Source organism: Senegalimassilia anaerobia JC110, assembly GCF_000236865.1.
Classification (GTDB): Bacteria; Actinomycetota; Coriobacteriia; order Coriobacteriales; family Eggerthellaceae; genus Senegalimassilia; species Senegalimassilia anaerobia.
In genome coordinates this window covers 388,585-412,329 of the sequence record NZ_HE611016.1, presented here as the reverse complement: position 1 = coordinate 412,329, position 23,745 = coordinate 388,585, and the positions used below count along the sequence as shown (strand labels likewise).

At 60.0% G+C, this 23,745-nt stretch carries 23 protein-coding genes; 7 read left to right on the top strand and 16 right to left on the bottom strand.

Annotated elements, in window-relative coordinates; translation table 11 throughout:
- Positions 1–438 precede the first annotated feature (438 nt).
- Both SFHG_RS07865 and SFHG_RS07860 read left to right on the top strand, forming a co-directional pair.
- Positions 439–1,608: an inorganic phosphate transporter gene (locus SFHG_RS07865; protein ID WP_042435969.1), complete on the top strand. Its 1,170-nt coding sequence runs from the start codon at positions 439–441 to the stop codon at positions 1,606–1,608.
- A 13-nt stretch (positions 1,609–1,621) separates the two neighbouring features.
- Entirely contained in the window at positions 1,622–1,852 is a 231-nt protein-coding gene (locus SFHG_RS07860; RefSeq protein ID WP_042435966.1) for a hypothetical protein, read from the top strand.
- A 98-nt stretch (positions 1,853–1,950) separates the two neighbouring features.
- On the opposite strand, the gene SFHG_RS07855 is transcribed toward SFHG_RS07860, so the two are convergent.
- Positions 1,951–2,868, bottom strand: a complete 918-nt coding sequence (locus SFHG_RS07855; protein WP_162096572.1) for an Abi family protein — start codon at positions 2,866–2,868, stop codon at positions 1,951–1,953.
- A gap of 680 nt (positions 2,869–3,548) precedes the next feature.
- On the opposite strand from SFHG_RS07855, the gene SFHG_RS07850 reads away from it, so the two are divergent.
- Entirely contained in the window at positions 3,549–4,406 is an 858-nt protein-coding gene (locus SFHG_RS07850; protein ID WP_042435963.1) for a universal stress protein, read from the top strand.
- 247 nt (positions 4,407–4,653) lie between these two features.
- On the opposite strand, the gene SFHG_RS07845 is transcribed toward SFHG_RS07850, so the two are convergent.
- The 8 genes from SFHG_RS07845 to SFHG_RS07810 all read right to left on the bottom strand — a co-directional run bounded on the left by SFHG_RS07845 (position 4,654) and on the right by SFHG_RS07810 (position 12,897).
- Positions 4,654–5,574, bottom strand: coding sequence for a thiamine pyrophosphate-dependent enzyme (locus tag SFHG_RS07845; protein ID WP_042435960.1), 921 nt, complete (start codon positions 5,572–5,574; stop codon positions 4,654–4,656).
- 2 nt (positions 5,575–5,576) lie between these two features.
- Entirely contained in the window at positions 5,577–6,887 is a 1,311-nt protein-coding gene (locus tag SFHG_RS07840; RefSeq protein WP_081469038.1) for a transketolase C-terminal domain-containing protein, read from the bottom strand.
- 5 nt (positions 6,888–6,892) lie between these two features.
- Complete coding sequence (locus SFHG_RS07835) at positions 6,893–7,843, bottom strand: 2-oxoacid:acceptor oxidoreductase family protein (protein WP_042435957.1); 951 nt, start codon at positions 7,841–7,843, stop codon at positions 6,893–6,895.
- Positions 7,844–7,988: 145 nt separating this feature from the next.
- A complete protein-coding gene (locus SFHG_RS07830; protein ID WP_042435955.1) occupies positions 7,989–8,642 on the bottom strand; it encodes a LysR family transcriptional regulator substrate-binding protein in 654 nt (217 codons plus the stop codon).
- Positions 8,643–8,728: 86 nt separating this feature from the next.
- Positions 8,729–10,072, bottom strand: a complete 1,344-nt coding sequence (locus SFHG_RS07825; protein WP_042435952.1) for a phenylacetate--CoA ligase family protein — start codon at positions 10,070–10,072, stop codon at positions 8,729–8,731.
- A gap of 387 nt (positions 10,073–10,459) precedes the next feature.
- On the bottom strand, positions 10,460–11,296 hold the full coding sequence (locus tag SFHG_RS07820) for a deoxyribonuclease IV (RefSeq protein ID WP_042435950.1): 837 nt from the start codon (positions 11,294–11,296) through the stop codon (positions 10,460–10,462).
- Positions 11,297–11,332: 36 nt separating this feature from the next.
- Positions 11,333–12,379: a YeiH family protein gene (locus SFHG_RS07815; RefSeq protein WP_042435948.1), complete on the bottom strand. Its 1,047-nt coding sequence runs from the start codon at positions 12,377–12,379 to the stop codon at positions 11,333–11,335.
- 62 nt (positions 12,380–12,441) lie between these two features.
- Entirely contained in the window at positions 12,442–12,897 is a 456-nt protein-coding gene (locus SFHG_RS07810; RefSeq protein WP_081469018.1) for a C-GCAxxG-C-C family protein, read from the bottom strand.
- 128 nt (positions 12,898–13,025) lie between these two features.
- Here SFHG_RS07810 and SFHG_RS07805 point away from each other — a divergent pair, with 128 nt between their 5' ends.
- The gene (locus tag SFHG_RS07805; protein ID WP_052297872.1) at positions 13,026–13,604 is read left to right on the top strand and encodes a carbonic anhydrase; all 579 of its coding nucleotides are present in this window, start codon (positions 13,026–13,028) and stop codon (positions 13,602–13,604) included.
- A gap of 101 nt (positions 13,605–13,705) precedes the next feature.
- Here the strand turns inward: SFHG_RS07805 and SFHG_RS07800 are convergent, their stop codons facing one another.
- Positions 13,706–15,382 carry a SulP family inorganic anion transporter gene (locus tag SFHG_RS07800; RefSeq protein ID WP_042435944.1) on the bottom strand — a complete coding sequence of 559 codons (1,677 nt, stop codon included), beginning with the start codon at positions 15,380–15,382 and terminating at the stop codon, positions 13,706–13,708.
- A gap of 724 nt (positions 15,383–16,106) precedes the next feature.
- Here SFHG_RS07800 and SFHG_RS07795 point away from each other — a divergent pair.
- A complete protein-coding gene (locus SFHG_RS07795) occupies positions 16,107–17,069 on the top strand; it encodes an Abi family protein (protein WP_162096571.1) in 963 nt (320 codons plus the stop codon).
- 97 nt (positions 17,070–17,166) lie between these two features.
- Here the strand turns inward: SFHG_RS07795 and SFHG_RS07790 are convergent, their stop codons facing one another.
- Complete coding sequence (locus tag SFHG_RS07790; RefSeq protein WP_162096570.1) at positions 17,167–17,568, bottom strand: nucleotidyl transferase AbiEii/AbiGii toxin family protein; 402 nt, start codon at positions 17,566–17,568, stop codon at positions 17,167–17,169.
- Positions 17,520–17,819, bottom strand: a complete 300-nt coding sequence (locus tag SFHG_RS10995) for a SulP family inorganic anion transporter (RefSeq protein ID WP_238318307.1) — start codon at positions 17,817–17,819, stop codon at positions 17,520–17,522. Before SFHG_RS10995 ends, SFHG_RS07790 begins: the two co-directional genes overlap by 49 nt.
- 129 nt (positions 17,820–17,948) lie before the next feature.
- Here SFHG_RS10995 and SFHG_RS07780 point away from each other — a divergent pair, with 129 nt between their 5' ends.
- Positions 17,949–18,569 carry a type IV toxin-antitoxin system AbiEi family antitoxin domain-containing protein gene (locus tag SFHG_RS07780; RefSeq protein ID WP_337456113.1) on the top strand — a complete coding sequence of 207 codons (621 nt, stop codon included), beginning with the start codon at positions 17,949–17,951 and terminating at the stop codon, positions 18,567–18,569.
- A gap of 257 nt (positions 18,570–18,826) precedes the next feature.
- Here the strand turns inward: SFHG_RS07780 and SFHG_RS07775 are convergent, their stop codons facing one another.
- The 4 genes from SFHG_RS07775 to SFHG_RS07760 all read right to left on the bottom strand — a co-directional run bounded on the left by SFHG_RS07775 (position 18,827) and on the right by SFHG_RS07760 (position 22,708).
- Positions 18,827–19,831 (bottom strand): RelA/SpoT domain-containing protein, encoded by a 1,005-nt coding sequence (locus SFHG_RS07775; protein WP_042435933.1) that lies wholly within the window; start codon positions 19,829–19,831, stop codon positions 18,827–18,829.
- Entirely contained in the window at positions 19,832–20,299 is a 468-nt protein-coding gene (locus tag SFHG_RS07770) for a Panacea domain-containing protein (protein ID WP_042435930.1), read from the bottom strand.
- Positions 20,300–21,014: 715 nt separating this feature from the next.
- Complete coding sequence (locus tag SFHG_RS07765) at positions 21,015–21,758, bottom strand: hypothetical protein (RefSeq protein WP_042435927.1); 744 nt, start codon at positions 21,756–21,758, stop codon at positions 21,015–21,017.
- A complete protein-coding gene (locus tag SFHG_RS07760; RefSeq protein WP_042435925.1) occupies positions 21,743–22,708 on the bottom strand; it encodes a hypothetical protein in 966 nt (321 codons plus the stop codon). The genes SFHG_RS07765 and SFHG_RS07760 overlap by 16 nt, the downstream gene beginning before the upstream one ends.
- A gap of 311 nt (positions 22,709–23,019) precedes the next feature.
- On the opposite strand from SFHG_RS07760, the gene SFHG_RS10990 reads away from it, so the two are divergent.
- Entirely contained in the window at positions 23,020–23,172 is a 153-nt protein-coding gene (locus SFHG_RS10990) for a hypothetical protein (protein WP_202898152.1), read from the top strand.
- Positions 23,173–23,745 lie beyond the last annotated feature (573 nt).

The window sequence follows — 23,745 nt, the reverse complement described above, 5'->3', positions numbered from 1 at the left end:
GTTTATGAACCATTAAATTGAACTATGAACTGAGGTGAAAACTCATCTGCGGTTCGTAGTTCATTGGTTCAATTTCTTGCAGTGTAGCACGTTCGTATAGCTGTGTGTTCAATTTCATAAAGCAATCGAGGTTCATAATGAACCTTCCCCGGTCAACGGCGGTTTCGGTCGCTCTTCTCTTTTCGGGAGGGGGCATCGTGCATCCTCCCTTTCGAATCCTCTCCGATTCCTCAAAAGCATTACCCGTACCTGAATTCGGCCTTACAGTCGCTTTACATATCATCCGTAGACTTGCTCTTTGCATGCCGAGGGTGTGCTGCGCCCTTGAAACGTCGTAGTAACGCGTTCGGGAGAATCAAGCTCTCATAGAAGGTAGAGCTTCTCGAACGCTCGATGTTTTAACAACGCAATGAAGTTTTCGAAGGGAGAACGAAAGTAATGGATCCGGCAACGCTGGTAATCGTCGGCTTGGTGATCGTCACCGCATTGACGTTTGACTTCACGAACGGTTTCCACGATACGGCCAATGCAATGGCCACGTCCATCGCAACGGGCGCGCTTAAGCCCAAAACCGCTGTTATCGCCGCGGGCACGCTGAACCTGGTCGGCGCGTTTCTGTCCGTAGAGGTCGCAAAGACCATCTCCGGTGGTTTGATCAACGAGCAAGTGGTCACCATCGCGCCTGAGTTCATCTTGGCGGGCTTGATCGGCGCCATCATTTGGAACCTGCTCACCTGGCTGGTGGGCCTTCCTTCCTCGAGCAGCCATGCGCTGTTCGGCGGCCTGGTCGGCGCTGTCATCATCGGCGCGGGCGTTGAGGGCGTTAACTTTGCTGCCGTGATCACCAAGATCCTTGTCCCGGCCCTTGTGTCTCCTATTGTTGCCGGTTTGGCGGCCTTCTGCGCGGTCAAGCTCATCTTCGCTGTGGTCAAGCACATGAGCGAGAAGCAGGTCGAGTCCGGCTTCCGTCACGGTCAGACTGTCACCGCTTGCTTGGTGGCTCTTTCGCATGGCACTAATGACGCCCAGAAAACTATGGGTATCATCACGCTGACGCTCATCGCCGTGGGTCTGCAGCCTTCCGGCTCCGGTCCTGAGCTTTGGGTCGTCGCCGTCTGCGGCCTTGCTATCGCCGCCGGCACGTACATGGGCGGTTGGCGCGTCATCCGCACCCTGGGCAAGGGCCTGACCGAGATCAGCACCCCGCAGGGCTTTGCCGCCGAGGCTGCAAGCGCAACCACCATTCTGGTTTCCTCTCACCTCGGCTTCGCGCTTTCGACTACGCAGGTTTGCTCCGGGTCCATCATCGGCACCGGTCTTGGCAAGAAGGGCAATCCGGTCAACTGGGGCGTTGCCGGCCGTATGTTAATCGCCTGGCTGGTCACCTTCCCCGCGGCGGGCATCGTGGGCGCCCTTGCTTGTGCACTTGCGAAAACCGGCGTCTGGGGGACCGTGGCAACGGTTGCCATCGCCGTGTGCGTCGCGCTGATCATCTTCCGCCTTTCCAAGCGCAATCCGGTCAACAGCGGCAACGTCAACGATAGTCATAAGGTGAACATCAACGCCGAGAAGACTCGCGCGGTCCAGCCCCAAGCTCAGGCTGCTTAAAGGAAGGTAGAACATGATCACGCCTGAAATCATTAGCTTCGCCACCGTTCTATTCACCGCTGTATGCGTAGCAAGCCTTATCAGCATCCTGTATGCCTGGGGATTGCGCATGTGGGCAGATGGCTCGGTGGACGCTCAAGGCAACGCTCATCTGATGCACCGAGTGATCTCGGTCATCTGCTTCACCGCTTGCGTCTCGATCGTCCTATTCGCCCTTTGGCTGATGATTCCGATGTTCCATTAGGTGCTGTTCGGGGGAGGTACTTGATGGTTCCGCTGCCTTCTCGTTCTTCATGTTGCGCGGCTTGTGGGGTGCTCCTGGGCATCCGGTAGCGCTCAGGGTCACTCGTTGACTACGAATGATTCCATAATCGGACCCATTTTCATGTCGTTCAATACCTTTGCCATGATTTTGGGATCGATGCCCCTTGCTAGTTCCGGGATCATTTTTAGATAGTCTGCCAAGAAGCTCACATACTCTTCCTTTGACAACACCAGCTGCAGCTCTTTGACCACATCTCCGATTGCTGTGTCGGAAGAAGGCGCGACCCTTGCGCAGTACAATCTTTCATCGTGGGCGCATATGTTGCGAAAGTCTTTGATGTGATCGTATACCAAGCGCAGTTTTCTTTGGCTGATGCGAATCGGCTTTGCATGGCAGCTAGCGTATAGCCTTGAGAAGGTCTTAGCTACATCGTTTCGAATGGATTCTGGCTGGAAGCAGTAAAACTTGAATGCTTGCCCTAATGTCATGTACTTCATGATCACCCAGACTGGTACCTCGTCATGATTCGATACGTAATGCTGCAGATAGAGTTTGTGTTTTGGCTGTCTTCGCGGGTTTCTGCCAAGAGCAGTTTCGAAATCAGAAATTAGCCTGGTTACCTGGTGCTTTTCTGCATCGTAGCTAGCGGGGTCCAGGTAAGGCTCGCGTTCTCCCGTGTGGGCTTGAGAAAAACAATGAGATGCGATGGTTTTTAGCGTTTCCTCAGCAATGGAAAAGCGCCCGAACAGAAGAAGCCTTAACGCTCGGTCAAACCTGAATAAGCTGTAAATATCTGAAAACTTCGAGCCTGGTGAGTATCTGTCGTCACCTGCCGTGGCGGTTGCCGTTCTGTCGATGAAGGGTGCTTTGTAACCGTTGATAACAGAGTAGTATCCCTCGCGCAATAGAATTCCGGGCGTGTTTTCGTCCGTTGTCATCCCTCGCGATTCGATTAGCTCAATTTGCTCGTCAATGGTTTTGAACGGTTTGTCCATAATCCCCCTATACAAGAAAACCGCCTTTCGGCGGTTTTCTTGGATTGCGGCGGACGTACCGTTTCGCAACCTCATCACGCCGAATACTCTACCCTCATTTATTCTGAATGTCAAAATCCCATAGCGCTTCTTGCGGTTGGCGAATTGCTTTTCCGTTTCGAGGCGCAATGTGTTGACTCGGTTCTCGGCAGCAGCATAAACTCGTCTGCGGCCTTGAGCTCCCTTGTTGTTTGCCGCCCTTAATGTCAAAGGGCCGCTAACCCGGCAGGCTAGCGACCCTTCTAGTCCCCGCCTCACTTAGAGTCCACGGGGCCGTATCAGTAGCGTTACTCTATCGTCCTTAGCGTTCTCGGTCAAGCGTGCGTTTTGCGTGCGGTCAAATCGGCGATTGCAGTTTTCCTTTCGAAAAAATCTTTATCGGAGTGCTAGTTGTGGCTCAGGCACGTTCGAGGGTATAGGTGCTCCTTGATGCGCCCTTCGCGGCAGATTTACAGGGTTTTTACTGCTCAAATGGGCGATGCTGATGTTTAATGAGACTTGCCGAAGGCTTGCGAGCGGTTGCGAAACGCTCGTCGGGCAAAGCGCTCATGTTCCACTAATCAACGATTGCGGATAGGTGCTTTTGGCGGGTATCATCTTCTGACCGATATCCGAATGCGATCACTTCGTTAGGAGTTGCAATGGGAAGCATTTTGGTAGGCATTGACGGCAGCGATCGCGGGCGTCGCGCCCTTGATTGGGCGGTGCGATTCGCTCGCGTGGTCGGTTACGACGTCCACATGCTGGCGGTCATCGATGAAGCGATCGCCAACAAAGCCGGAGTAGGCGTCGAAACCATCACCGACACCGTGACCGCCGCGCTCGAGAAGAAGCGCCAAGCAGCCCTGGAAAGCTATCCCGACATGCGCATCCAGGCAAGCGTCTCCGTTGGCGACATCGTCGGCGTGCTCGCCGATTCCGCGGCCATGCACGACTTGATCGTGTTGGGCAGCCACCACGGCCACACCATCGGCGAAACCATCAGCGGCGCGAAGGGCCTGCGCGTTTCCGTTTCCACCAGCGTCCCCACCGTTGTGGTGCCCGCGGACTGGGATGCGAAGCAGCAGGGCATCGGGATCGTCGTGGGTGTCGGCCCCGACGAGGCGGTCAGCGTCTGCGCCATCGACTTCGCCGCACGCGCGGCCGTGGCAACCCAGCAGCCGCTTGAGCTGGTCAGCGTTTGGGGCGTTCCCGCATGGCTTGAGCGCACCGCGGAATCCATGGGCGGCGGCCTTGCTCCCGTCGGCGAGCAGCGTCAGATCGAGCTTGACCGCCAGCTCGGCCGACTTGCCTTCGAGCACCCTGCTTTGCAGGTAACGGGCCGTACCGTTGAGGATTCCTCGCCCTCCCGTGCCCTTGTCGAAGCCAGCAAGGAAGCGTCCATGCTGGTCATGGGCACCAACTCGCGCAATGCGCTGGGTCGCACGCTGTTCGGCAGCGTCACGCATAGCGTGCTTTTGAACCTGAAGGTGCCGACCATCATCGTCCCTCAGGCATAAGCGCTTCGCAACATATCCGATGCCGCATCTCCGCATGGCGGCATCCCCTCCAAACGGAAACCGGCGCCCTCGAGCGCCGGTTTCCGTTTCTATTGGGTTTTGCGAGCGAGCAAATCGCCCGCTGGGCGGTGGCGTGGCGGGTTTTGCGGGCGAAAGAAATGCCGCCGGGAGGATGGCCCCATGTCGGTAATTCATTCGCGAATCTCAGCCGTCGTGTCGTGCCGTCGCGTCGTCGCGCATCTCCGCGTTACGCCGTCCAATCGCGGCGGATCTGCTCCCATTTTGCGTCGCGGCCGGCTTCCACCTGGGCAATCTCGTCGTTGGTGAGCGCGCGGAATCTGCCTTGACGTCGCAGATATGCCTCAACGCTGGCGAACTCTCGCGGGTTCCTGCTGAGCTTGAACTGCCCGCCCGGCACGCCGCTGAGCTGGGGTCCTTCGTACTCGGCCAGGTACCACAGGCCGCAATCCACGATGTCGCGCGCCACGTCCACCATATCGGCCTCGGGGCAGCCCCAGCCGGTCGGGCAGGGCGCGATCACGTGGATGAAGCGCGTGCCGCGGATGTCGCGGGCTCGTTCCAGCTTGCGCAGGAAGTCGGGCAGATACCCCACGCTCGCCGTGGCCGCATAGGGGATGCCGTGCGCGGCCACGATCTCGAACACGTTCTTCTTCTGCGTCAGGCACCCGTGCGCGTTGCGTCCGGCCGGCGTGGTGGTGGTCTTCGCGCCGAAGGGCGTCAGCGAGCTTTTCTGGATGCCCGTGTTCATGTACGCCTCGTTGTCGTAGCAGATGTAGAGCACGTCGTCGTTGCGGTCGATGGCGCCCGAGAGCGCCTGCAGGCCGATGTCGGCGGTGCCGCCGTCGCCGGCGAAACCCACCACGGTGCAGTCGTCGGGCTTGATGCCCTGCGCCCGCAAACCTGCCTCGATGCCGGTGAGCACGCTTGCCGTCGCCGCAAAAGGCGTGATCATCGCGTTGTTGGCGAACGAAAGCTGCGGGAAGTTGAATCCCACGGCGCTCATGCAGCCCGCCGGCAGCGCAGCCACCGCGTTCGGGTCGAGCACCTTGAGCGCCGCGCGAACGGCAAGCGATCCGCCGCATCCGGCGCAGGCCTTGTGCCCGAAGAAGAACTCGTCATCGGGCAGGGTCTTCGCGTTCAAAGCCATGGCTATCGGCCTCCTTCCGCATCAGTTGCGCACGCGCCGTCGCGCACGCCTTCAGATTCGCCGCCGGCAACGGCAACGAAGCCGGCATCGCCGCAACCTTCGCAGCACGGGTTGCCGAACTCGTCGGCCACGGAGTCGACGCCCAAAAAGCCCACGCGTGGGCAATCCTCGGGGGCGATGCGTCCCGCGGCGATCTGCTCCAGCACCTCGAATATGCCTCTCATCTGGGCTTGCGTGATGTCGTCGCCGCCCAGGCCGCCCACGAAGTTCACCACCGGCACGGCATTGCCCGCCTGCTGCAGCGCGGAGCACACGTTGGTCATGACTGTGCCTTCCGCGCCGAAGCTGACGTCCTTCTCCAGCACGCCCACCGCGGCAGCGCCGGCCAGCGCCTCCACGATCTGGCGCGCGGGGAACGGGCGCATGTAGCGGATGCGCACCAGGCCCGCCTTCACGCCTTGTGCGCGCAGCTGCGCCGCGCGCTCGCGCGCCAGGCCGGCGATGGAGCCCAGCGTGACCAGCACGATGTCGGCATCTTCGCAGTCCACAGCCTCGATCAGCCCCGGGTAGCTTCTGCCGAACATTTCGGCGAAGCGCGCTTCCGCACGCTCTACGGCGCCGGCGGCGGCCAGCATGCCCTCGTGAGCCGAGTGCTTGAAGTAGCGGTTGAACTCCGGGCCCGCCGAGTAGCCGATGTTGACGGGGTTTGCGAAGTCGAATCGGTTGCCCGCGCCGTCGTAGGGTGGCAGGAACGCATCGGCCTGCTCCTGAGCGGGGATGTCCACGCTCTCGTAGGTGTGCGTGAGCGCAAAACCGTCCAAGTTCACCATGAACGGCGTGCGAACCTCGGGGTCCTCGGCCACCGCGTAGGCCATAAGCGCCAGGTCAAGCGCCTCCTGGTTGTCTTGCGCGTACGCCTGCACCCAGCCGTGGTCCAAAAGCGCCAGGCTGTCGCGCTGGTCGCCGTAGATGTTCCACGGCAGCGCGGTTGCGCGGTTCGCGTTCATCATGACGATGGGGAAGCGGCCGCCCGCGGCGTAGGTCAGGCACTCGGCCATGTACAGCAGGCCCTGGCTCGACGTTGCCGTGAACGTGCGCGCGCCCGTGGCCGACGCGCCGATGGCGCACGACAGGGCCGAATGCTCGCTTTCGACGTGCACGTACTCGGCCGCCAGCTGGCCTTCCTCGACCATTTCGGAAAGGCGCTCGACCACGACGGTCTGCGGCGTGATGGGATAGGCCGAAATCACCTGCGGCCGCGCCAGGCGCACGCCCTCGGCGAACGCCTCGTCACCGGATAGAAAACGCTTCATGCGCATCACGCCTCCTTCGCGTTCGTTTCGGGCGCCATGGAAAGCGCGTCGAACTTGCAGGCGGCGGCGCAAACCCCGCAGCCTTTGCAGAAATCAAGGTCGATATCCACCGAAACACCCGCCTTGTTCTGCCCGGAAACCTTGAAGATGGCGCCGTCCGGGCAGTACAGGTAGCACTGCAGGCAGCCCGTGCACGCGTCCGCGTTGAGCACCGGGCGCACGTTGCGCCAGCCCGCGTTGACCTGCGTCAGGTACCCCGCGGCATAGCAGGTGGTGTCGGCGTAGGCGGAAGGCTCGGGAACGGTGGCGAACAACTGCGGCATATGCGCACCCGAAGAATGCGCCGACCGGTGCAAACCGGTTACCGTCTCCGCTGCAGCCCCAGGCTGACCTGCGGATTCGCCAGCGGCAGCTTCCTCATGCCCGACAACTTCGGCCTGCTGAACCAGCGCGATGGCGCGCTCGACCACCTTGATGTTGGCTTCGTGCAGCTTCGCGGGCATGTACTGGCGGATGGCCTCCTCCACGCTTTCGCGGTCCACGCAATCGGCAAGCTGTGCCAGCGCGCCCAGAAACACCGTGTTGGGAATGGGCCGGCCCAGAAGCTCGGTGGCCAGGCCGTCCGCATCGATGGCCAGCAAGCGCGGGTCATCCGAAGCATCGGCGGTGTTCACCAGGCAGATGCCGCCCGGCTTCAGTTCGCGCTCCCAGTCGGGCGCCAGCAGCGTTCCGTCCAGGTAGATCACGAAATCCGCCTTTGAAACGGCGCTTCGGTCACCGATTTGCACCGTATCGATCTTGGTGAACGCGCGCATGGGCGCGCCACGTCGCTCGGGGCCGAACGAGGGGAACGCAAGCGCGTATCGCTTGTCGTCAAGCGACGCCGCCGCGCCCAGAAGCCGAGCGGCGGTGAAGGCCCCCTGTCCGCCGCGGCCATGCCAAAGCACTTCTATCATGTGAAACCTTTTCCCGTCTTGGATACGCCGTTCCATCATACGCCAGGCTTTTGCCCGGCACCCGGCGGGCCCGGCGTCGACCCGCAAAACGCCGAAGAGGGGACGAGCGTGCTCGTCCCCTCCAAGGTCGCAAAAACCGCGTTTCCTAGAACTTGGCGTAACGCTCCAGGTTCTTCTCGAGCGTTGCCACGAAACGCGCCGCGGTGCCGTCGAGCTGTACGCCCTTCTTCTTCAGGTAGCCCAGGCGCAGCGTGACGTCCGCGTCGAGCGCCACCGTGCGCAGCTGCGCGCCATCGGAGATGCCCACCAAAATGCCGGAGGTCACCGTGTAGCCGTTGAGCGCCACGATCAGCTCGGAGAGGCTGGCGCGATCGGTGGTGGCGATGGACTTGGCGCGCGGCTGGTCGCCCAGCGCCTCCTCGAAGAAGGCGGCCGGAGCGTCTTTGCCCTGGTCGAAGTAGATGTAGGGGTAATCGGCCAGCTGCTCGAGCGTCAGGCTGGACGCGTTGACCAGCGGGTGGCTTGCCGGCAGCGCCACGCGCGGTGCCGATTCAACCAGCTGCACGAACTCAAGGCCGGCGGCGTCGAAGGCGGCGTCAAGCTCCGCGGCGGTCGCGGAGGTCTCGAACACCACGCCCAGCTCGCTTTCGCCCGATGCCACGTCGTCGATGACGCCCTGTGTGGTGCGGTCACGGAACGCATAGTTGTAGGAGTCGCCGCCCAGCGCCAGCACCGTGTGCGCAAACGTCTGGACATTGAACAGGTAATGCTGCCCGGAAACGGAGAAATCGTATGCCATGGGAAGATCCTTTCGCTCGGTGCCGCGCCCCGCAAAAGCCTGTTGCGGGGCGCGGCCGATGTAAACCAGGTGTTTTGCGCCGTCGCTTACTTCGCGCTGTCGCGCTCGTCGATGAAGCGCTTCGCCTTGTGCTCGCTGGAGGTGCCCAGCTTGTCGGCGTCGAACACGATGACCTTGGCCGGACGCACGCCCGTGTGGGCCTTCAGCGCCGCCTCGACGCGCTTGGACACCTGGTCGTAGGGCTCGTCGCTGCCAAAGGCGCGCTCGACGGACACCTCGTAGCGGGTGGTGAAGTTCTCGTCGTACACGCGGATGGAGTACTCGCCGGTCAGGCCCGGCTCCTTGCGCACGACGTATTCCACGTCGGAGGGGAACACGTTCACGGCGCCCACGATGAACATCTCGTCCTTGCGGCCGGTCACGTGGATGCGGGCGTGGGTGCGGCCGCAGCTGCACTTCTCGGTGGAAACGTAGCCGATGTCGCCGGTGCGGAAGCGGATCATCGGGCGGGCCTTCTTCATGAGCGTGGTGTAGGTCAGCTCGCCCACGCTGCCGGGCTCGAGCACCTCGCCGGTGACCGGGTCGACGGTCTCAACGAGGATCTGATCCTCCACGATATGCAGGCCGTCCTTCGCCTCGCACATGGCCGCGCAGGCGCCGTAGATGTCGGACAGGCCGAAGAAGTCGACCACGTTCGCGCCCCACAGCTCCTCGATGCTCTCGCGCGTGGATTCGATGGACCCGCCCGGCTCACCTGCGACGATGATGGTGCGGATGCTGAAGTCGTTGCGCGGGTCGAGGCCCTTCTCCTTGATCTTCTGACCCAGCGTCCAGGCGTAGGAGGGGCTGGTCCAGATGATGGTGGGCTGGTACTGCTTCAGCACGAAAATCAGACGGTCGGAGGGGATGGCGCCGGCCCAGATGGCAAGCGCGCCCAGGCGCTGCGCGCCGATGACGTCGGGGCCGCCGACGTATAAGGCGAAGTTCAGGCCGTGGACGTAACGGTCGTTGGGACGCATGCCGGCCTGCCAGAACAGACGGGCCTCGGTGTCCTGCCACAGGTCGAAGTCCTCCTGCGTGAAGGGGCTGACCGTGGGCACGCCGGTGGAGCCGGAGGAGGTGGCCATGAACACGACGTCCTCCTCGGGCACGCTGCACAGCTCGCCGAAGAAGCTGCCCACGTGCTGGGTTTCGCGCTCGGTCTGCTTGTTGATGAAGGGGAACTTCGCCAGGTCGTCAAGCGTCTTGATGTCGGAGGGCTTCACGCCGGCGGCGTCGAAGCTGCGCTTGTAGTAGACGGTGTTGTCGTAGGCGTACTGCACCATGGTCTGCAGGCGCTCGAGCTGCAGCTGCTCAAGCTCGGGGCGCGGCATGCACTCGATCTCGGGATCGTAGTACTTCTGGTCGTACGGGATGTTCTTCTTTGCCATGATGCGGTGCTCCTTGCTATCGCGTAGTGCCGGCGGGCGCCTTGCCTGCCGTGGTTTTGCTGTTCGTATTGAAACACCGAATTGGCCGGTATTCAACGCAGGTTACTAGGATATTTATCGATGGATTGTTATCGGGCAAATCGATAACCTAGCTGACCTGGGAATATATGGCGAAGGAAGGGGCGGGGAAGGGGAAGCTGGCGAAAAGAATCGCGATGCTTGCTGCGGGTATTTGTCGGTTTGCGTGCTCAACGGTTGTCGGGTGTGCTGCCGCATGGGAAGAAGGGGAGTGGAGGGCGGAGAATAGGGAAGGCGTGTCGCCTTCCCTATTCTCCTTGCGTGCTGTCCGGGTACCAACGCGCCCTTTGCCAGCGGCCTTTTCGCCGTTTACTCCCGTTCCGCCAGCTCGCGCAAAAGCTTGATCTCGGCTGCGTAGCCGGGCAGTTCGTTGGGGGTTTCCAGGATGAAGGGCAGGTCGCGAAGCGCCGGGTGCGTGACGATACGCTGGAACGCGTCGACGCCGATGAAGCCCTGGCCGATGCACTCGTGGCGGTCTTTGTGCGCCCCGCAAGGGTTCTTCGAGTCGTTGATGTGCACGGCGCGCAGGCGGTCAAGGCCGATCACGCGGTCGAACTCGTCGAGCACGCCGTCCAGGTCGTTCACGATGTCGTAGCCGCCATCGTGGATGTGACACGTGTCCAGGCACACGCCCATGTGGTCGGAAAGCTCCACGCGGTCAATGATGGCGGCCAGCTCCTCGAACGTGCGGCCTACCTCGGTGCCCTTACCGGCCATGGCCTCCAGCAGCACCGTGGTGGTCTGCTCGGGGCGCAGCACCTGGTTGAGCAGGCCCGATATCAGCTCGATGCCCGCTTCCGCGCCTTGCTTCACGTGGCTTCCCGGATGGAAGTTGTAATAGTTGCCGGGCACGGATTCCATGCGCACCAGGTCGTCTGCCATGCATTCGAGCGCGAACTCGCGGGCGTGCGGCTTGTCCGAGCAGGGGTTGAGCGTGTAGGGTGCGTGCGCCACCAGAGGGCCGAAGTTGTGCTCGGCCATCAGCGCGCGCAGCGCCGCCGCGTCGGCGGGGTCGATGGCCTTCGCCTTGCCCCCGCGCGGGTTTCGCGTGAAGAATGCGAACGTGTTCGCGCCGATAGAAAGCGCGGTTTCTCCCATGGCCAGAAAGCCCTTCGACGTTGACAGATGGCATCCGATGGTCAGCATATCGACCCTTTCTTCGCTATAAAACTTGCTATTCCGCTACCAAAGCCCCAGCATGTGTTGCGCCGCCAGGCTCGTGCATGCGATGGCAACCCAGCACGCTGCGCCCAGCACGATGGGTTTTGCGCCCGACTTCACCAGGCCCACCACGTCGGTGTTCAGGCCGATGGCGGCCATGGCCACCACGATGAAGAACTTGCTGAGCGTTTTGAGCGGCGCGAAAACGGCCGGATCGACGCCCGCGGCGCTGGCGCCCGTGGCCACCAGGGAGGCGCACACGAACAGCACGATGAACGTGGGCAGCGCGCGTTTCAGGCTAAAACCGCTGGTAGAAGCCGTATCCGCGCCGTTTTGCGCTGCCTGCTTGCGTTCGCGCGCGGAAACCCACAGCGCCAGCGCGAACGTGATGGGGATGATGGCCAGCGTGCGCGTGAGCTTGACGATGGTGGCATAATCGAGCGCGTTCGCGCCGGGGTGCATGCCGTCCCATACGGCAGCGGCGGCGGTCACCGACGACGTGTCGTTGACCGCGGTGCCCGCGAAAAGCCCGAAGCCGTTATTGCTCAAACCTATAACGTCGCCCAGGGTGGGGAAGATGAGCGCCGCCAGCACGTTGAACAGGAACACCACCGATATGGCGTGCGCCACTTCCTGGTCGTCGGCCTTGATGACCGGCGCGGTGGCCGCGATGGCCGAGCCGCCGCAGATCGAGGACCCCACGCCGATGAGCGTGGCGGTGCGTCCGGGCACGTGCATCACGCGGCACAGCACCGCCGCGGTGATCAGCGACGCGGAGATGGTGGACAGGATGACGGGCAGCGACATGGCTCCCACCTGGGCCAACTGCGTTAGCGGCAATCCGAAGCCCAGCAGCACCACGGCGGTTTGCAGGATCTTCTTCGACGCGAACTTGATGCCCGGCCCTGCCGCGCCCTTCTTCTTCCAGAACGTGCCGATGACCATGCCCAGCAAAATGGCGAACACGGCGCCGCCCACCAGCGGCACCGCTTGGCCGAGAAACCAGCAAACGACGGCGATAAGGGCGCTTACGGCAATGCCGGGCGCAAGGGTTTTGATGCGGGACATGAGGTGCTTTCTACGCGTAAGTTGTATGACGCGGTCAACTATAGCGCAACGTCCCGGTGGAGCTATGCGCCAGCGCGCGCATCCGCCCGAAGAACATCGATGGCGATGTCCACGGCGTCTTGGATGCAGCCGGGGCAGGAGCGAAGCGGCCCCGCAGGGTTGCCGATGCCCTTGAGCTCGGAGCAGATGGTGGTGCCGTTTTGCGCCTTGAATCGCGCGCACATCTGGTCGGCCAGCTGGTACGTTTCCATCTTGCTGATGGGGGTTTCGCTTCCGGCGCTTTTGACCCATCCGGTGGCCATGACGGCGCCCGACACCGCGCCGCAGGTCTCGGTATAGCCGCCCATGCCGCCGCCGAAGCCCTCCATCAGGCGAAACGTCTGGTCAACGTCAAGCCCGATCGCCGGCGTCAGCGTGCAAGCGACCGCCTGCGCGCAATTGAAGCCCTGCTCGAGATACGCCATCGCCTGCGTTTTGCACGCATCGTGGTCAAGTTCCAAAATCGCCTGTTTCGACATGGCAGTTCCTTTCCCCCTAGGTTCGCTCTATTGTACCCGCTAAGGTTCTGCAGCTTGTCGGCAGAAATGCGTTCAGGTTTGCGCACCGCGGTAAGCTGAGCGTGAACATAACGAAAGGGGAGTCCGCCATGAATCACGGATCTTGCAACCTTACGGCAGATGAGGCGCTCGAGCGCCTGCGCCAGGGAAATGCCCGCTATCTGAACGCAAGCCATGCGCAGGGCGACGTGTCGCCAGAGCTGCGCCAGTCGACGTTTCGCGAAGGCCAGCACCCGTACGCCATCGTACTGGCGTGCTCGGATTCGCGCGTGATCCCCGAGGCCATCTTCTCGGCGGGCATCGGCGAGTTGTTCGTCATTCGCGTGGCTGGCAACGTGGTGGACAAGCACCAGCTCGGCAGCATCGAGTACGCCGAAGATCACTTGGGTTGCAACCTGGTGGTGGTTTTGGGCCACACGGGCTGCGGCGCCGTCGACGCGGCCATGCACCACAAGCCCTATGGAACGGTGAAGTTCATCACCGACGAGATAGCCCACGCCATCGGCAACGAAACCGACGAAGCCGCGGCCTGCCTGGTCAACGTGGCGCACAGCGTCCGCCGCATCGAGGAAAGCCGCAAAGTCCGAACCGACGAAGCCGAACACGGCCTGCGGATAATAGGCGCCCTCTACCGAACCAATACCGGCGAAGTCCAGTTTTTGGAGTGATAGTCGAACGCAGATGCGCCCGCGGAATCCCGCGGGCGCATCTGCGTTCCGATAGGTTGTCCACGGGTAACCGGATCGATGGGCCGTCGCTCACGATTTCCTTACGCCGCCTTCTCCTCCTGCTCAAGCTGGGTGCGGGCGTAGGCGATGGCGTCGTCGATGTTCGGGCGGAAGCGGTCCTCGCCCACCAGGTCGACGAAGCCGGCGCGGCGCATGGTCCTCATGGGTTGCTCGTTGGCGTGGCTGAAGATCAGCTGCACGCCGTTTTCCGCGCAATACTCGTACAGGTTCTCCAGCGCGTTCATGCCCGTGGCGTCCAGCGAGGGCACGCCGCGCATGCGGATGATCAGGTACTTCGTGAAGTCCTTCACCGAGATGTCGGAGATCCGGTCGGTCATGCCGAAGAACATCGGGCCGTTGATCTCGTACACGCGCACGCTCTTGGGCAGCTCACGCAGGTGCGTGACCTCGGAGTCCTTGTCGCAGAAGTACGTCCAGCCCTTCACCTCGGTTTCCTCGGCGACCATCTTCATGAACAGCACCACGGTGATGAGCATGCCCACGGCGATGGCGGTGACCAGGTCGAACACGATGGTCAATGTGAACGTCAGCAGCAGCGTGGCCACGGCGCCGCGCGATGCGGTGGCGCAAAGGTGGGCGAAATTGCGCCAGCCCGACATGTTGTAGGCGACCTGCAGCAGAATAGCGGCGATGGTGGGCATGGGGATGAGCGCGGCGTAGGGCATCAGGAACACCAGCACCAACAGAAGCACCGCGGCGTGCACCATGCCGGCGATGGGCGTGCGGCCGCCGCTTTTCACGTTGGCGGCGGTACGCGCGATGGCGCCCGTGGCGGGGATGCCGCCGAACAGCACCGATCCCATGTTGCCCACGCCCTGCGCCACCAGCTCCATGTTGCAGCGGTGGTGGCCCGAGATCATGGAGTCGGCGACTACGCACGACAGCAGTGACTCGATGGCCGCAAGGATGGCGATGGTGATGCCGTTGGCAAGCTCGTCGCGGAACAGGTCCAGGCTGAGCTGGGAAAATTGCAGCGTGGGCAGGCCCGCTTCGATGGTGTACAGGTCGCCGATGGTGTTGACCTGCAGGCCGAACGCGGGCACCATGGCAGCGCCCACGATAACGGCCACCAGCGAACCGGGGATGCGCTTGGACACCTTCGGCCACAGCATCAAGATGGCAAGGCACACCACGCCCACCAGCACGGCCTGCCAGTTCACCGTGGAGATGTTGGCCGCCAGAGCGCCCAGCTTGTCGGTGGTGTCGATGGTGGTGGTGCCGGCGGGGTACGTCAGCCCCAGCAAATCCTTGATTTGGCCGACCAAGATGGTCACCGCGATACCCGCGGTAAAGCCGGTGGTGATGGTATAGGGCACAAAACGGATGAGCGTGCCCAGCTTCAGCAAGCCCATAAGCACGAGCATCACGCCGGCGATGATGGTGGCAGCCACCAGGCCTTCCATGCCGTCGGTGGCCACGATGCCCGCCACGATGGTGGCGAAGGCGGCCGTGGGGCCGGAGATCTGCACGCGGCTGCCGCCTAAGAACGCAATCAGGAAGCCCGCGACAATGGCGGTGTAAAGGCCCTGCTCAGGGCCTACACCCGATGCGATGGCCAGTGCGATGGAAAGCGGCAGCGCCACCACGGCAACCACCACGCCCGAGACGATATCCTTCGGGATCTGGCGGCGCAGCTCCTCTTTGCTGGAGTGCTTGATGATGCTGAATAATATGGGCTTGATCTTGTCTCGCTGCATGGCCTTCGTTTCGTGTCGGAATGGTCGGTTTCAAAGCTCTTGCAACGCGGCCCGCCGGGCACCGGAGACGACAAAGCCCCAACCGGGCCGTTTCCCCGGATGGAGCGTGATGTGTCTTCAGATTGTACGGCATGCCTAGCCGCAAGAGGGTGTTTATGGTAACGCGGCGCGGCGGCCTACCGCCCGACCACACAAAATCGCCAGCAAGAGGGGGCACCGGTGCCGGCGCGGTGACCGAACGCGCTTCGAGCGACGCAAGCGGCGGCTTCAACTTCGCAAAACTGGAAGAAATGCTTGTCGGCAAATTCGGCAAGGTCAAGGGAGAGCATCTCCTTAAGGCCCTGCTAGCAAATTCGGGAATCCCGGAAGGAGCGATACGATGGCGCACAAGACGCCCGCTGATAGGCTTGACGTGCGGCACGGTGATAGCATGCTTGTTCGTTGCGTCTCATACGGGCGCGATTGCCGAAAAGCTGGCGCTTCTCGTTAAGGCGCGCCAGGGCTTGGCCCATGTGCGTCACCCGCCATGTCGGCCTGTCTTTCATCATCGTAGGCCGATCAAAGGAAGTTCGGCCCTAACCATGGGAACAGGCTATAGGTCGGTCACAAACTGCCACCGGGCATGCACAGCATCACTCTTGTGAGTGAAGACCCAGGCGTCATCCATACGCCGCATTTCTGCGGTAAAATGCAGTGGCTACAAAAACGTCCTCCAGGAGCACCATTGCCTAAGACACTCAACTCTCTCATGAAGCACCTCCGCGACAGCGGCATTGACATCAACGGCTCGGGCCAGAAGCGCCGGCTAAAGAACATCGGCTATTACCACGGGTACAAGGGCTACCGATTTGCCGGAAAGGCTGCTAACAGGCTGCCCTTGACCGACTTCTCCCAGGTGGCTGCTCTCTACGACCTCGACACCCAGCTCAAGGCACTGTTCTACTCGCGGGTAATGGCAATCGAAACCGCCCTTAAGAACTACACCCTCGAGGCGGTCCTTCGCGATGCCAAGTCGGAGGCTTTCGAGGATATATGGCGCAAGAGCCTCACCGACTACCGCAGCTGCACCGGAGGCACCTATCGCAAGGCGTGGGAGAAGCGCCAGCGCCTGCGCGGCGAAATCGATAGCATCATCTTTTACAACCACAAGAGCAGGGACGTCATCGGGCACTTCCGCGATGCCGACAAGGACATTCCCATATGGGCCATCTTCGAGGTCATGACACTGGGTAACTTCGGCTCGTTCTACGAGTGCCTCGACAGGCGCGTGAAAACCGCCATCGTCCGCGACATCGGCATGCCCTTCAACCTGGACTCGGAGCAGCGCCTCAAGGACATGATCTTCACGCTCAAGGACTTTCGCAACGCCATCGCTCACAACGGAGTCGTCCTCGACGTGCGATTCCAGTCGGGCTCCATCAACACCGGTGTCGCTCAGCTCCTCAAGCAGGAGACCTGCGTCGGCAAGATCGACTTCACAGACATCACCGATTACGTTATCCTGCTTGTCTACCTCATGCGCCGCATGGGATTCACGAAGACGGAGTGCAAGCAGCTCGTAGCGGGATACGAGGCAATCCTCGAAAGGTATCGAAGCGAGCTGCCCATCAATATCTATTCCAAGCTCATCGAGACGAGCACGAGGGGCAAGTTGACCGCTCTCCGACAGTTTGTGAGCAATGGCTAATCAGGGTCTAGAAGCTTGACAGGCGTGGTAGAATACAGCCAATAGCGGTGGAAGGTTTCGGCCCCCACCTGGAAGGGCCCGATGCGTCGGGTCCTTCTTATGCAGGCGACGCCGGCGTCATCACCGCAGTCTCGATGATGAGCATGTCTGGTTCATCTGACTGCATGATGGATGGCAGCGGCAACTCGTAGCGGTTGTACTCGCGCCTGCTCCTGGTGCTGCCGATGTTCGGGATTTCCAAGCCGAGTTTACCTGCCGAGGCGACGACGGCAGCCTTGATCCGCTTGCGCATCCCTTCCGTGGCGTGCGCCTCCTCGATGCCGAGGTCCACGTCTTCCGAGAAGCGCTCGATGATGCCATAGCATTTCGGAAGACAGGTTCCGCCCTTGAAGACAAGGTCGGGGTCGGCTGAAGTGAGCTCTTTGAGCATGGCTACCGCGAAGTAGTCCTTCAGGATGAAGGAGACGGCGCGCCCGAAGTGCTCAGACGTTGCCGCCACGAGCTCCCTGAAGTCATCCGCGTTTTCATGCAAATACATTTAGTCATGGTATAGGGCACAAAACGGATGAGCGTGCCCAGCTTCAGCAAGCCCATAAGCACGAGCATCACGCCGGCGATGATGGTGGCCGCAACCAGGCCTTCCATGCCGTCGGTGGCCACGATGCCCGCCACGATGGTGGCGAAGGCGGCCGTGGGTCCGGAGATTTGCGCGCGGCTGCCGCCCAAGAACGCGATCAGGAAGCCCGCCACAGGGGATGTCGGTGCCGGCGCGGTGACCGAACACGCTTCGGGCGACGCAAGCGGGATGACGAAAAATGTTGCAATTGTAGGGAAATAACCTACAATTGCAACATGGTAAAAAGGAATCACATATCAGCAATTCTTGAGCTCGCGGAATCCGAGGGCGTATTCACCACCGCTCAAGCGGGCAGGCTCGGAATCCCCCGCGATGCCCTGCATGACGCCTGCGCGTCTGGGCTGCTTGAACGTGTCGCTCACGGGGCGTACCGCCTCATGGGCTCGGGATCGACCGAGGCCGATGAGCTTGTCGCCCTCTGGAAGCTCACTAGCCCGAAGCTGTTCGCGCACGAGCGGCTGGCTAAATGGGACGGCGTCTGTATCGGCGGTTCGAGCGCTGCCTACCTCAACGGCATGGGCGACCTGCATCTTTCGCCATACCGAATCTACTCGGGAAAACGCATCAACTCTCGGAGTCCTTTCGCCAGGTTCAGCGTTCGCCACGTGAGCCGAAGGGACGTCTCGTTCGAGCGGGGCATCCCTATCACCAGGCCCGAGCGCACGGTGTTCGACCTGATGCTCGACCGCGAGGACCCGTCGCTCGTTGCCGATGCGCTGCGCGATGTCGCATCCTCAAGCGGCGGCTTCAACTTCGCAAAACTGGAAGAAATGCTTGTCGGCAAATTCGGCAAGGTCAAGGGAGCGGCCCTTCTCGAAGCTCTCCTTGCAAATTCAGGAATCCCGGAAGGAGCAATACGATGACGTACAAGACGCCCGCATCCCTTGAGATGGCTAAATGAACAGGGGACGGAGGTGTGTTCATCCTGCCATCGCCACACCCTCACCTCAACTTCAATCTCGCTCGCTGCCATCAGCAGCTTCGAGCGAATAAGAGCTGGCGGGGCCGCCGCGAGGGGTGACGGGTCCGTCGATCTGCAAACAACCTAACGAAAACGCAGATGCGCCCGCGGCATTCCGCGGGCGCATCTGCGTTCCGGTGGGGTTGGTCCCGTTTGCTCCTAAGATGATCCCAAGAGCCGATCGGTCAAATCCAAGAACAACGTTATATCGGAAAAGTAATTCGGATATGCCGCCTTCAGTGATTCAATCGAGTCAGCTTTGACGAGGAGGACATCGGTCTCTGGTGATTTTGCGCGCTCTTTTCGCGAATACTCTTCTTGCGCGATTTCGCCATTTCCTACGGGGTATAGCGTCACATGAACAAATTGCTCTACGTAATCAAACTCGAGCAGATAATAGCCCGCGTTATACGTGAGAGCCTTGTCCTCAACTGCATCGACGCATTTGCAAAAGCCTCGTAACGTTGGAATGATTCGCAGCTTCTTCTCAAGTTTAAGGAACTCTGCTTTTGTCTCTGCGAGGGATGCTGGCACATTCGGAACGCGAGGGCACCCCTCTTGAATCGCTATCATGTTGGAAAGTAATGCGAAGGCCTTAGCCGGGTCTTCGTCGCCTGAGCCGAATTTTAACCCAGTTCCGCTTAACGTATCGTATGTTTCGACCGCAGTCGCCCAAGCATGCTGACACTGGGTTCTCACCTGCACTTCGACTCTTAGGCTGGTATAACCGTAATTGGGAGAGTCGCACTTGTGGAATAGATGAACGCTGCGATACCCGGTTTTCTTTGGAGAGTCGATATAATCCTTAATCTTCTCAAAGCCGTCCTTGAGCCTCAGTCGCTCGACAACAGTTTCGACATCGTCCATCGAGGGCACGATGCATCGGCACCCTGCAATATCATCAAGGTTTCTCAAGGAGTAATGGGTATTGGGTCGACGCAGCTTGCCCAGAATAGTCTCACGTCGTTTTAACCTGCTTGCACACAGACTGCCGCCCAAATCGCTAGAAGCAGACCGAACCTCGGATTCGATCTGCTCCATTGGGTATTGATGGGCACCGCGCCAAAGCTCGAGAGCCTCAATAGCATTCAGTTGCTCATTCTCTGAGCATTCTCCCTTTGCTAGAAGCTCTCCGCAGCGTGCAATCTCTCTCTTTGAAATCATCTAGGCTGCCCGAAACACCTTGTTGCGGCAATCGATTGAAGAATAATACGATTGCATTGCCTCATCGGTGATCTGACGATTTGAGCGTTCACCAGGATTTAAATCTTTCCTTGCGTCAAGCCATGGCTTCTCCGAATGGCTCAATTGGCTGAGTTCTGAACCAGACAGGGCGCCGATCGCACTGACGACATGGTCGATAACGGCCTTTTCGTTTGGGTCCAAATCGCAAGGCTTCCTGCGGAAATCCATGGACTCGATATTGACGACGTACTTTCTCCTATGCGCCTTAAAAAGATCGGGGATTACTGGGCCATTCGCCCAAGCCTCGATGCGGTTGCTAAACAAAGCCTCATGTTTATCGACGAGGCAGTAGGCCTGGCTGTAATAAGCGAGCTTCTGGAGCTTCATGGTCGAAACATCGCCAACTTTTTCAAGAATATACGCTGCAACGTCAATGATGTCCCTCATCTTCGGCTCCTTTCAAACTCGAAATACCGCATTTATTGAATCGTATATGTTACTCCCTAATGACAGAAGAAGCAATTGCATAGACGCGAATCGAATCGGTAGCGCAAATACGGCGCGAGGTGATCATTGCTTTCTGGCGGTGGGTCCCATTTGCTGCCAAAAAACGCGCGAGTGTGTGTTCGGGGGCTCTGGTTGGGCGTTTAGGGAAGCTTTATATTGCGAACATATCCTGATATCAAGGCAATCAATCAGGCATTTCAGCGCCCCGGACGCAGATTCCGCCTAGGATGCCCAACAGCGCCCTGTCGCTTACACGCACTCGCGAAATTTTTGGCAGAAACTTCCTGAAACCCCCTAATCTTCAATCTGCATAGCTAATCTTCAAAGAACATTGAACATTACACCAAAACACTGAAGATTACCTCCGACCAGAATCAACGGGCAAAGCAGCGTTCCTGATAGCGCTCGGACGAATAGGATGGTGGGGCTTGCCTCGCCGCTGCCGCGTCTTGCTCGCCCCGCCGCCCCCGCATCCTGTGCCTACTTTGAGCCACGAACAGGGGATGGAGGTGTGTTCATGCGAGCACGCGGTGCAGTTTATCCTCGGTCACATCAGCGAACAACCCAAAAGGACCATGCGCCACAAGAGGGATTACCAAAAAGCCGCCAAGGGACGGTGCATCCCTTGCCGACTTCGCTTTTCAAGTCCCGTTCTCTAAAGATAAGCAGACCTGATGATGTCAACCATGTCGTCGGCTGAGATCTTCAGCTTCAGGTTCCTCATCATGTTCTCATCCCACGGTTTCTCAGAAACAAAACGCTTGATCTCGGCTTTGATGGAGTCGGCAAGATCGATATGCGTATCGGGCTCGAATAAGGCGCAGAGCCGCAGAACATCCCGGCGGTGCTTTCCTATCTCGTCGCTTGAGACCCTTTTGCCTGCGGCCTTGTCATTCGACAAGTTCGCCCAGGCGTGGATTTTGAAGACGGGCAGGTAGTGCAAAGACAATACGGGGAGGCCGCTAATCTCGGTGATACCGCCCTCGATGAGGTTGTAATACTCGTCATCGAGAAGAATTGCCGAAAGGCTGTTGCTGGCGTCAATGGTTTGGAATCGCCCCAGCTCCGTCTCGATGCCCTCAAGGCATTCGGGACGACGGCTCAAAAGCTCGATCTTCGGTGGGAATGCGGCATCCAGGGGCTTCTCGAAGCGATAAAGCTCGTATTTCTCGGCTTTGTTCTTGTGCTGGTAACCGCCGGCTTTGACGAATTCGACGAACCTGCTGTAGAACTCGCGGTCGAATGCTTCGGCAACGATTACCATGTCGATGTCATGAGTCGCTCGCTCTGGTGCTCCGTATTCGGCGAAGATCAGGTTGCATGCCGTGCCGCCTATGATCACGTAGCGGGTCGGATAGTCCTGAAACCAGTTCTTGAAAGTCTCTATCCCTGATACCATGCGTAGCCTCCTAAAGCCTGCCGGAGCGCGATGGATATGCGCTCGTCCTCCTCGTCAATGGTAAGCAGCATTGTAAGCGGGTCGACGCGCCCGTCCTTCGCGAAAACGGATGGGTCGAACCTGAGCACGTGCAGCGTGCAGCGCTCAAGCGAATCGTCTTGAACCGTGGGGAGAAGCCTGGCTTGAGCCGGCGATATGGCGTAGGAAGGCTCGGCGGGGGGAAGCAGGTCGCTTAGCTCGGCAAGCGCGGAAAGCCCAGATACTGGCCAATCGTTTCGTACGACGGAAGCTGGGGCGATCACGGTCTCCCTCACAGGGCTTCCGAAGGCCGCGATGCCGCCGCGGTAAAACTGCGCCACATCGCTGACCAGGTAGCTTTTCCGGCGGCCGGTCTTGCCTCCTACGGAGCATTCGAGCAGCCCAAGCTCCACAAACATGGACAGCGCCGACGAGACGCTTCCCGAAGAGAGCCCCGTCTTACGCTGAACGTCGGCTTGCGAGATAGGCGTCATGTCCGAGTAAAGGCAGCAGAGGAACACAAGCTGCTGCGTAGGGTTGAACGATCGCTTTACCTCAAGCGGAGCGGCGCTCTTCTTGGTTAGCGAAATAGAAAGCTGCGGAAGGTAGAAGTCGCCCTCAATTGTCATGAAGGGCTGACCCAGCTTGATCAACTCGCGTCGTTGCGGGCGCGAAAGCGAGGGGAAGCATGCCATTGCGTGCATGTTGAGCGATTTGCCCAGCATCGCCATGCCCTGGATGCTTTTCACGGGGTCGGCCTTTGCGTCGGTGGGCATGGCAAGCACAAGGTTGCTATCCAGAACCTTGGCTTTGAAAAGGTCATATGTGCTCGAGAGATACGCGCTGAGCTTTACGCTCATACGCTGCACGGAAGCGTTTTCATCGACGTTCGAGCACAACGTCTGCTCGATCGCTTTTATCGTCTCGCTCATCAGCACCTCCTAATCTTCAATTAGTATAGCTAATCTTCAGAAAACATTGAACATTACACCGAAACATTGAAGATTAGCGGCGCTCGGAATCGATGACGAAGCAGCGTTCCCGCTCGCCCTTGCTCCCGCCACCCCGCCTGCTCGCGTTCCTTGCTTGCTCCGTTTCGTGAACAGGGGACGGAGGTGCGCCCGCGTGGCGGTGGGGCTCGCCTCCGCCGCCCCCGCCCCCGCATGCATCCCCATGCGCTATCATCAGCAGCGTCGTGCACCTCGCGATGCCCGAGGCCTTGCTCGGGCGGTAAGGGATATCGGTGGACTTGCTATCCGTGTTCATCCAGGGCCTGACGCTGGGCCTGGCGTATCTGGCGCCCATCGGGATGCAGAGCCTGTTTGTCATCAACAGCGCCCTGGCCCCCATATCGAACCGCCTGGGCGGCAAAATCAACGCACGCGCCCTCACCTGAGTGAACCGCATCTGCGGTATCGTGATCACTCTCTACGGCCTAAAATTGCTCAGCACCTTGGTGCAGCTATAAGCGAAAGAGGCGGCGAAATTCCCGACACCGCGGAATCTGGCACGACGGCGCCTCGCACTACTATATCGACGGCAATGTCATGGAAAACGGCCGTGTCCTCGTGTTGCGATACGACGAGGCAACTGGTAGGTACAGTGGCGAAGGGCTGGAATAAGCCCTAAATAGCGAAGAAACCCTCGACATCGAATACTCATTCGAACATGAAGGACCCCCATCATTACAGCAGCGATTGAACTGCGGAAACGGGGGGTCTCGCTATTTGCGATACAATCACACAACCGCAAATCTCTCACATGAAGCAAACAGGGAAGAACCCTAGAAATCGCGCCAACAGTGAGGGGCGCCCGACGCGCAATTATAAATAAGCCAAACGAAGCAAAATATGTAGTAAACGCCTGGTAAACCGCATCTAACAGCAATTTACTCATCGAATTGCTAAGTTCACACAAAATTTCAGTGGGGGAAGGGTTGACACCGCCCCCCCCTGTTTAGTAGAGTGAA

What these genes read in the sequence shown, in the direction of transcription:
- SFHG_RS07855 (WP_162096572.1), bottom strand. Translation starts at nt 2,868, where the DNA reads ATGGACAAACCGTTCAAAACCATTGACGAGCAAATTGAGCTAATCGAA.
- SFHG_RS07865 (WP_042435969.1), top strand. Translation starts at nt 439, where the DNA reads ATGGATCCGGCAACGCTGGTAATCGTCGGCTTGGTGATCGTCACCGCA.
- SFHG_RS07860 (WP_042435966.1), top strand. Translation starts at nt 1,622, where the DNA reads ATGATCACGCCTGAAATCATTAGCTTCGCCACCGTTCTATTCACCGCT.
- SFHG_RS07840 (WP_081469038.1), bottom strand. Translation starts at nt 6,887, where the DNA reads ATGAAGCGTTTTCTATCCGGTGACGAGGCGTTCGCCGAGGGCGTGCGC.
- SFHG_RS07825 (WP_042435952.1), bottom strand. Translation starts at nt 10,072, where the DNA reads ATGGCAAAGAAGAACATCCCGTACGACCAGAAGTACTACGATCCCGAG.
- SFHG_RS07830 (WP_042435955.1), bottom strand. Translation starts at nt 8,642, where the DNA reads ATGGCATACGATTTCTCCGTTTCCGGGCAGCATTACCTGTTCAATGTC.
- SFHG_RS07820 (WP_042435950.1), bottom strand. Translation starts at nt 11,296, where the DNA reads ATGCTGACCATCGGATGCCATCTGTCAACGTCGAAGGGCTTTCTGGCC.
- SFHG_RS07815 (WP_042435948.1), bottom strand. Translation starts at nt 12,379, where the DNA reads ATGTCCCGCATCAAAACCCTTGCGCCCGGCATTGCCGTAAGCGCCCTT.
- SFHG_RS07760 (WP_042435925.1), bottom strand. Translation starts at nt 22,708, where the DNA reads ATGAGCGAGACGATAAAAGCGATCGAGCAGACGTTGTGCTCGAACGTC.
- SFHG_RS07850 (WP_042435963.1), top strand. Translation starts at nt 3,549, where the DNA reads ATGGGAAGCATTTTGGTAGGCATTGACGGCAGCGATCGCGGGCGTCGC.
- SFHG_RS07775 (WP_042435933.1), bottom strand. Translation starts at nt 19,831, where the DNA reads ATGATTTCAAAGAGAGAGATTGCACGCTGCGGAGAGCTTCTAGCAAAG.
- SFHG_RS07845 (WP_042435960.1), bottom strand. Translation starts at nt 5,574, where the DNA reads ATGGCTTTGAACGCGAAGACCCTGCCCGATGACGAGTTCTTCTTCGGG.
- SFHG_RS07835 (WP_042435957.1), bottom strand. Translation starts at nt 7,843, where the DNA reads ATGATAGAAGTGCTTTGGCATGGCCGCGGCGGACAGGGGGCCTTCACC.
- SFHG_RS07810 (WP_081469018.1), bottom strand. Translation starts at nt 12,897, where the DNA reads ATGTCGAAACAGGCGATTTTGGAACTTGACCACGATGCGTGCAAAACG.
- SFHG_RS07765 (WP_042435927.1), bottom strand. Translation starts at nt 21,758, where the DNA reads ATGGTATCAGGGATAGAGACTTTCAAGAACTGGTTTCAGGACTATCCG.
- SFHG_RS07800 (WP_042435944.1), bottom strand. Translation starts at nt 15,382, where the DNA reads ATGCAGCGAGACAAGATCAAGCCCATATTATTCAGCATCATCAAGCAC.
- SFHG_RS07770 (WP_042435930.1), bottom strand. Translation starts at nt 20,299, where the DNA reads ATGAGGGACATCATTGACGTTGCAGCGTATATTCTTGAAAAAGTTGGC.
- SFHG_RS07805 (WP_052297872.1), top strand. Translation starts at nt 13,026, where the DNA reads ATGAATCACGGATCTTGCAACCTTACGGCAGATGAGGCGCTCGAGCGC.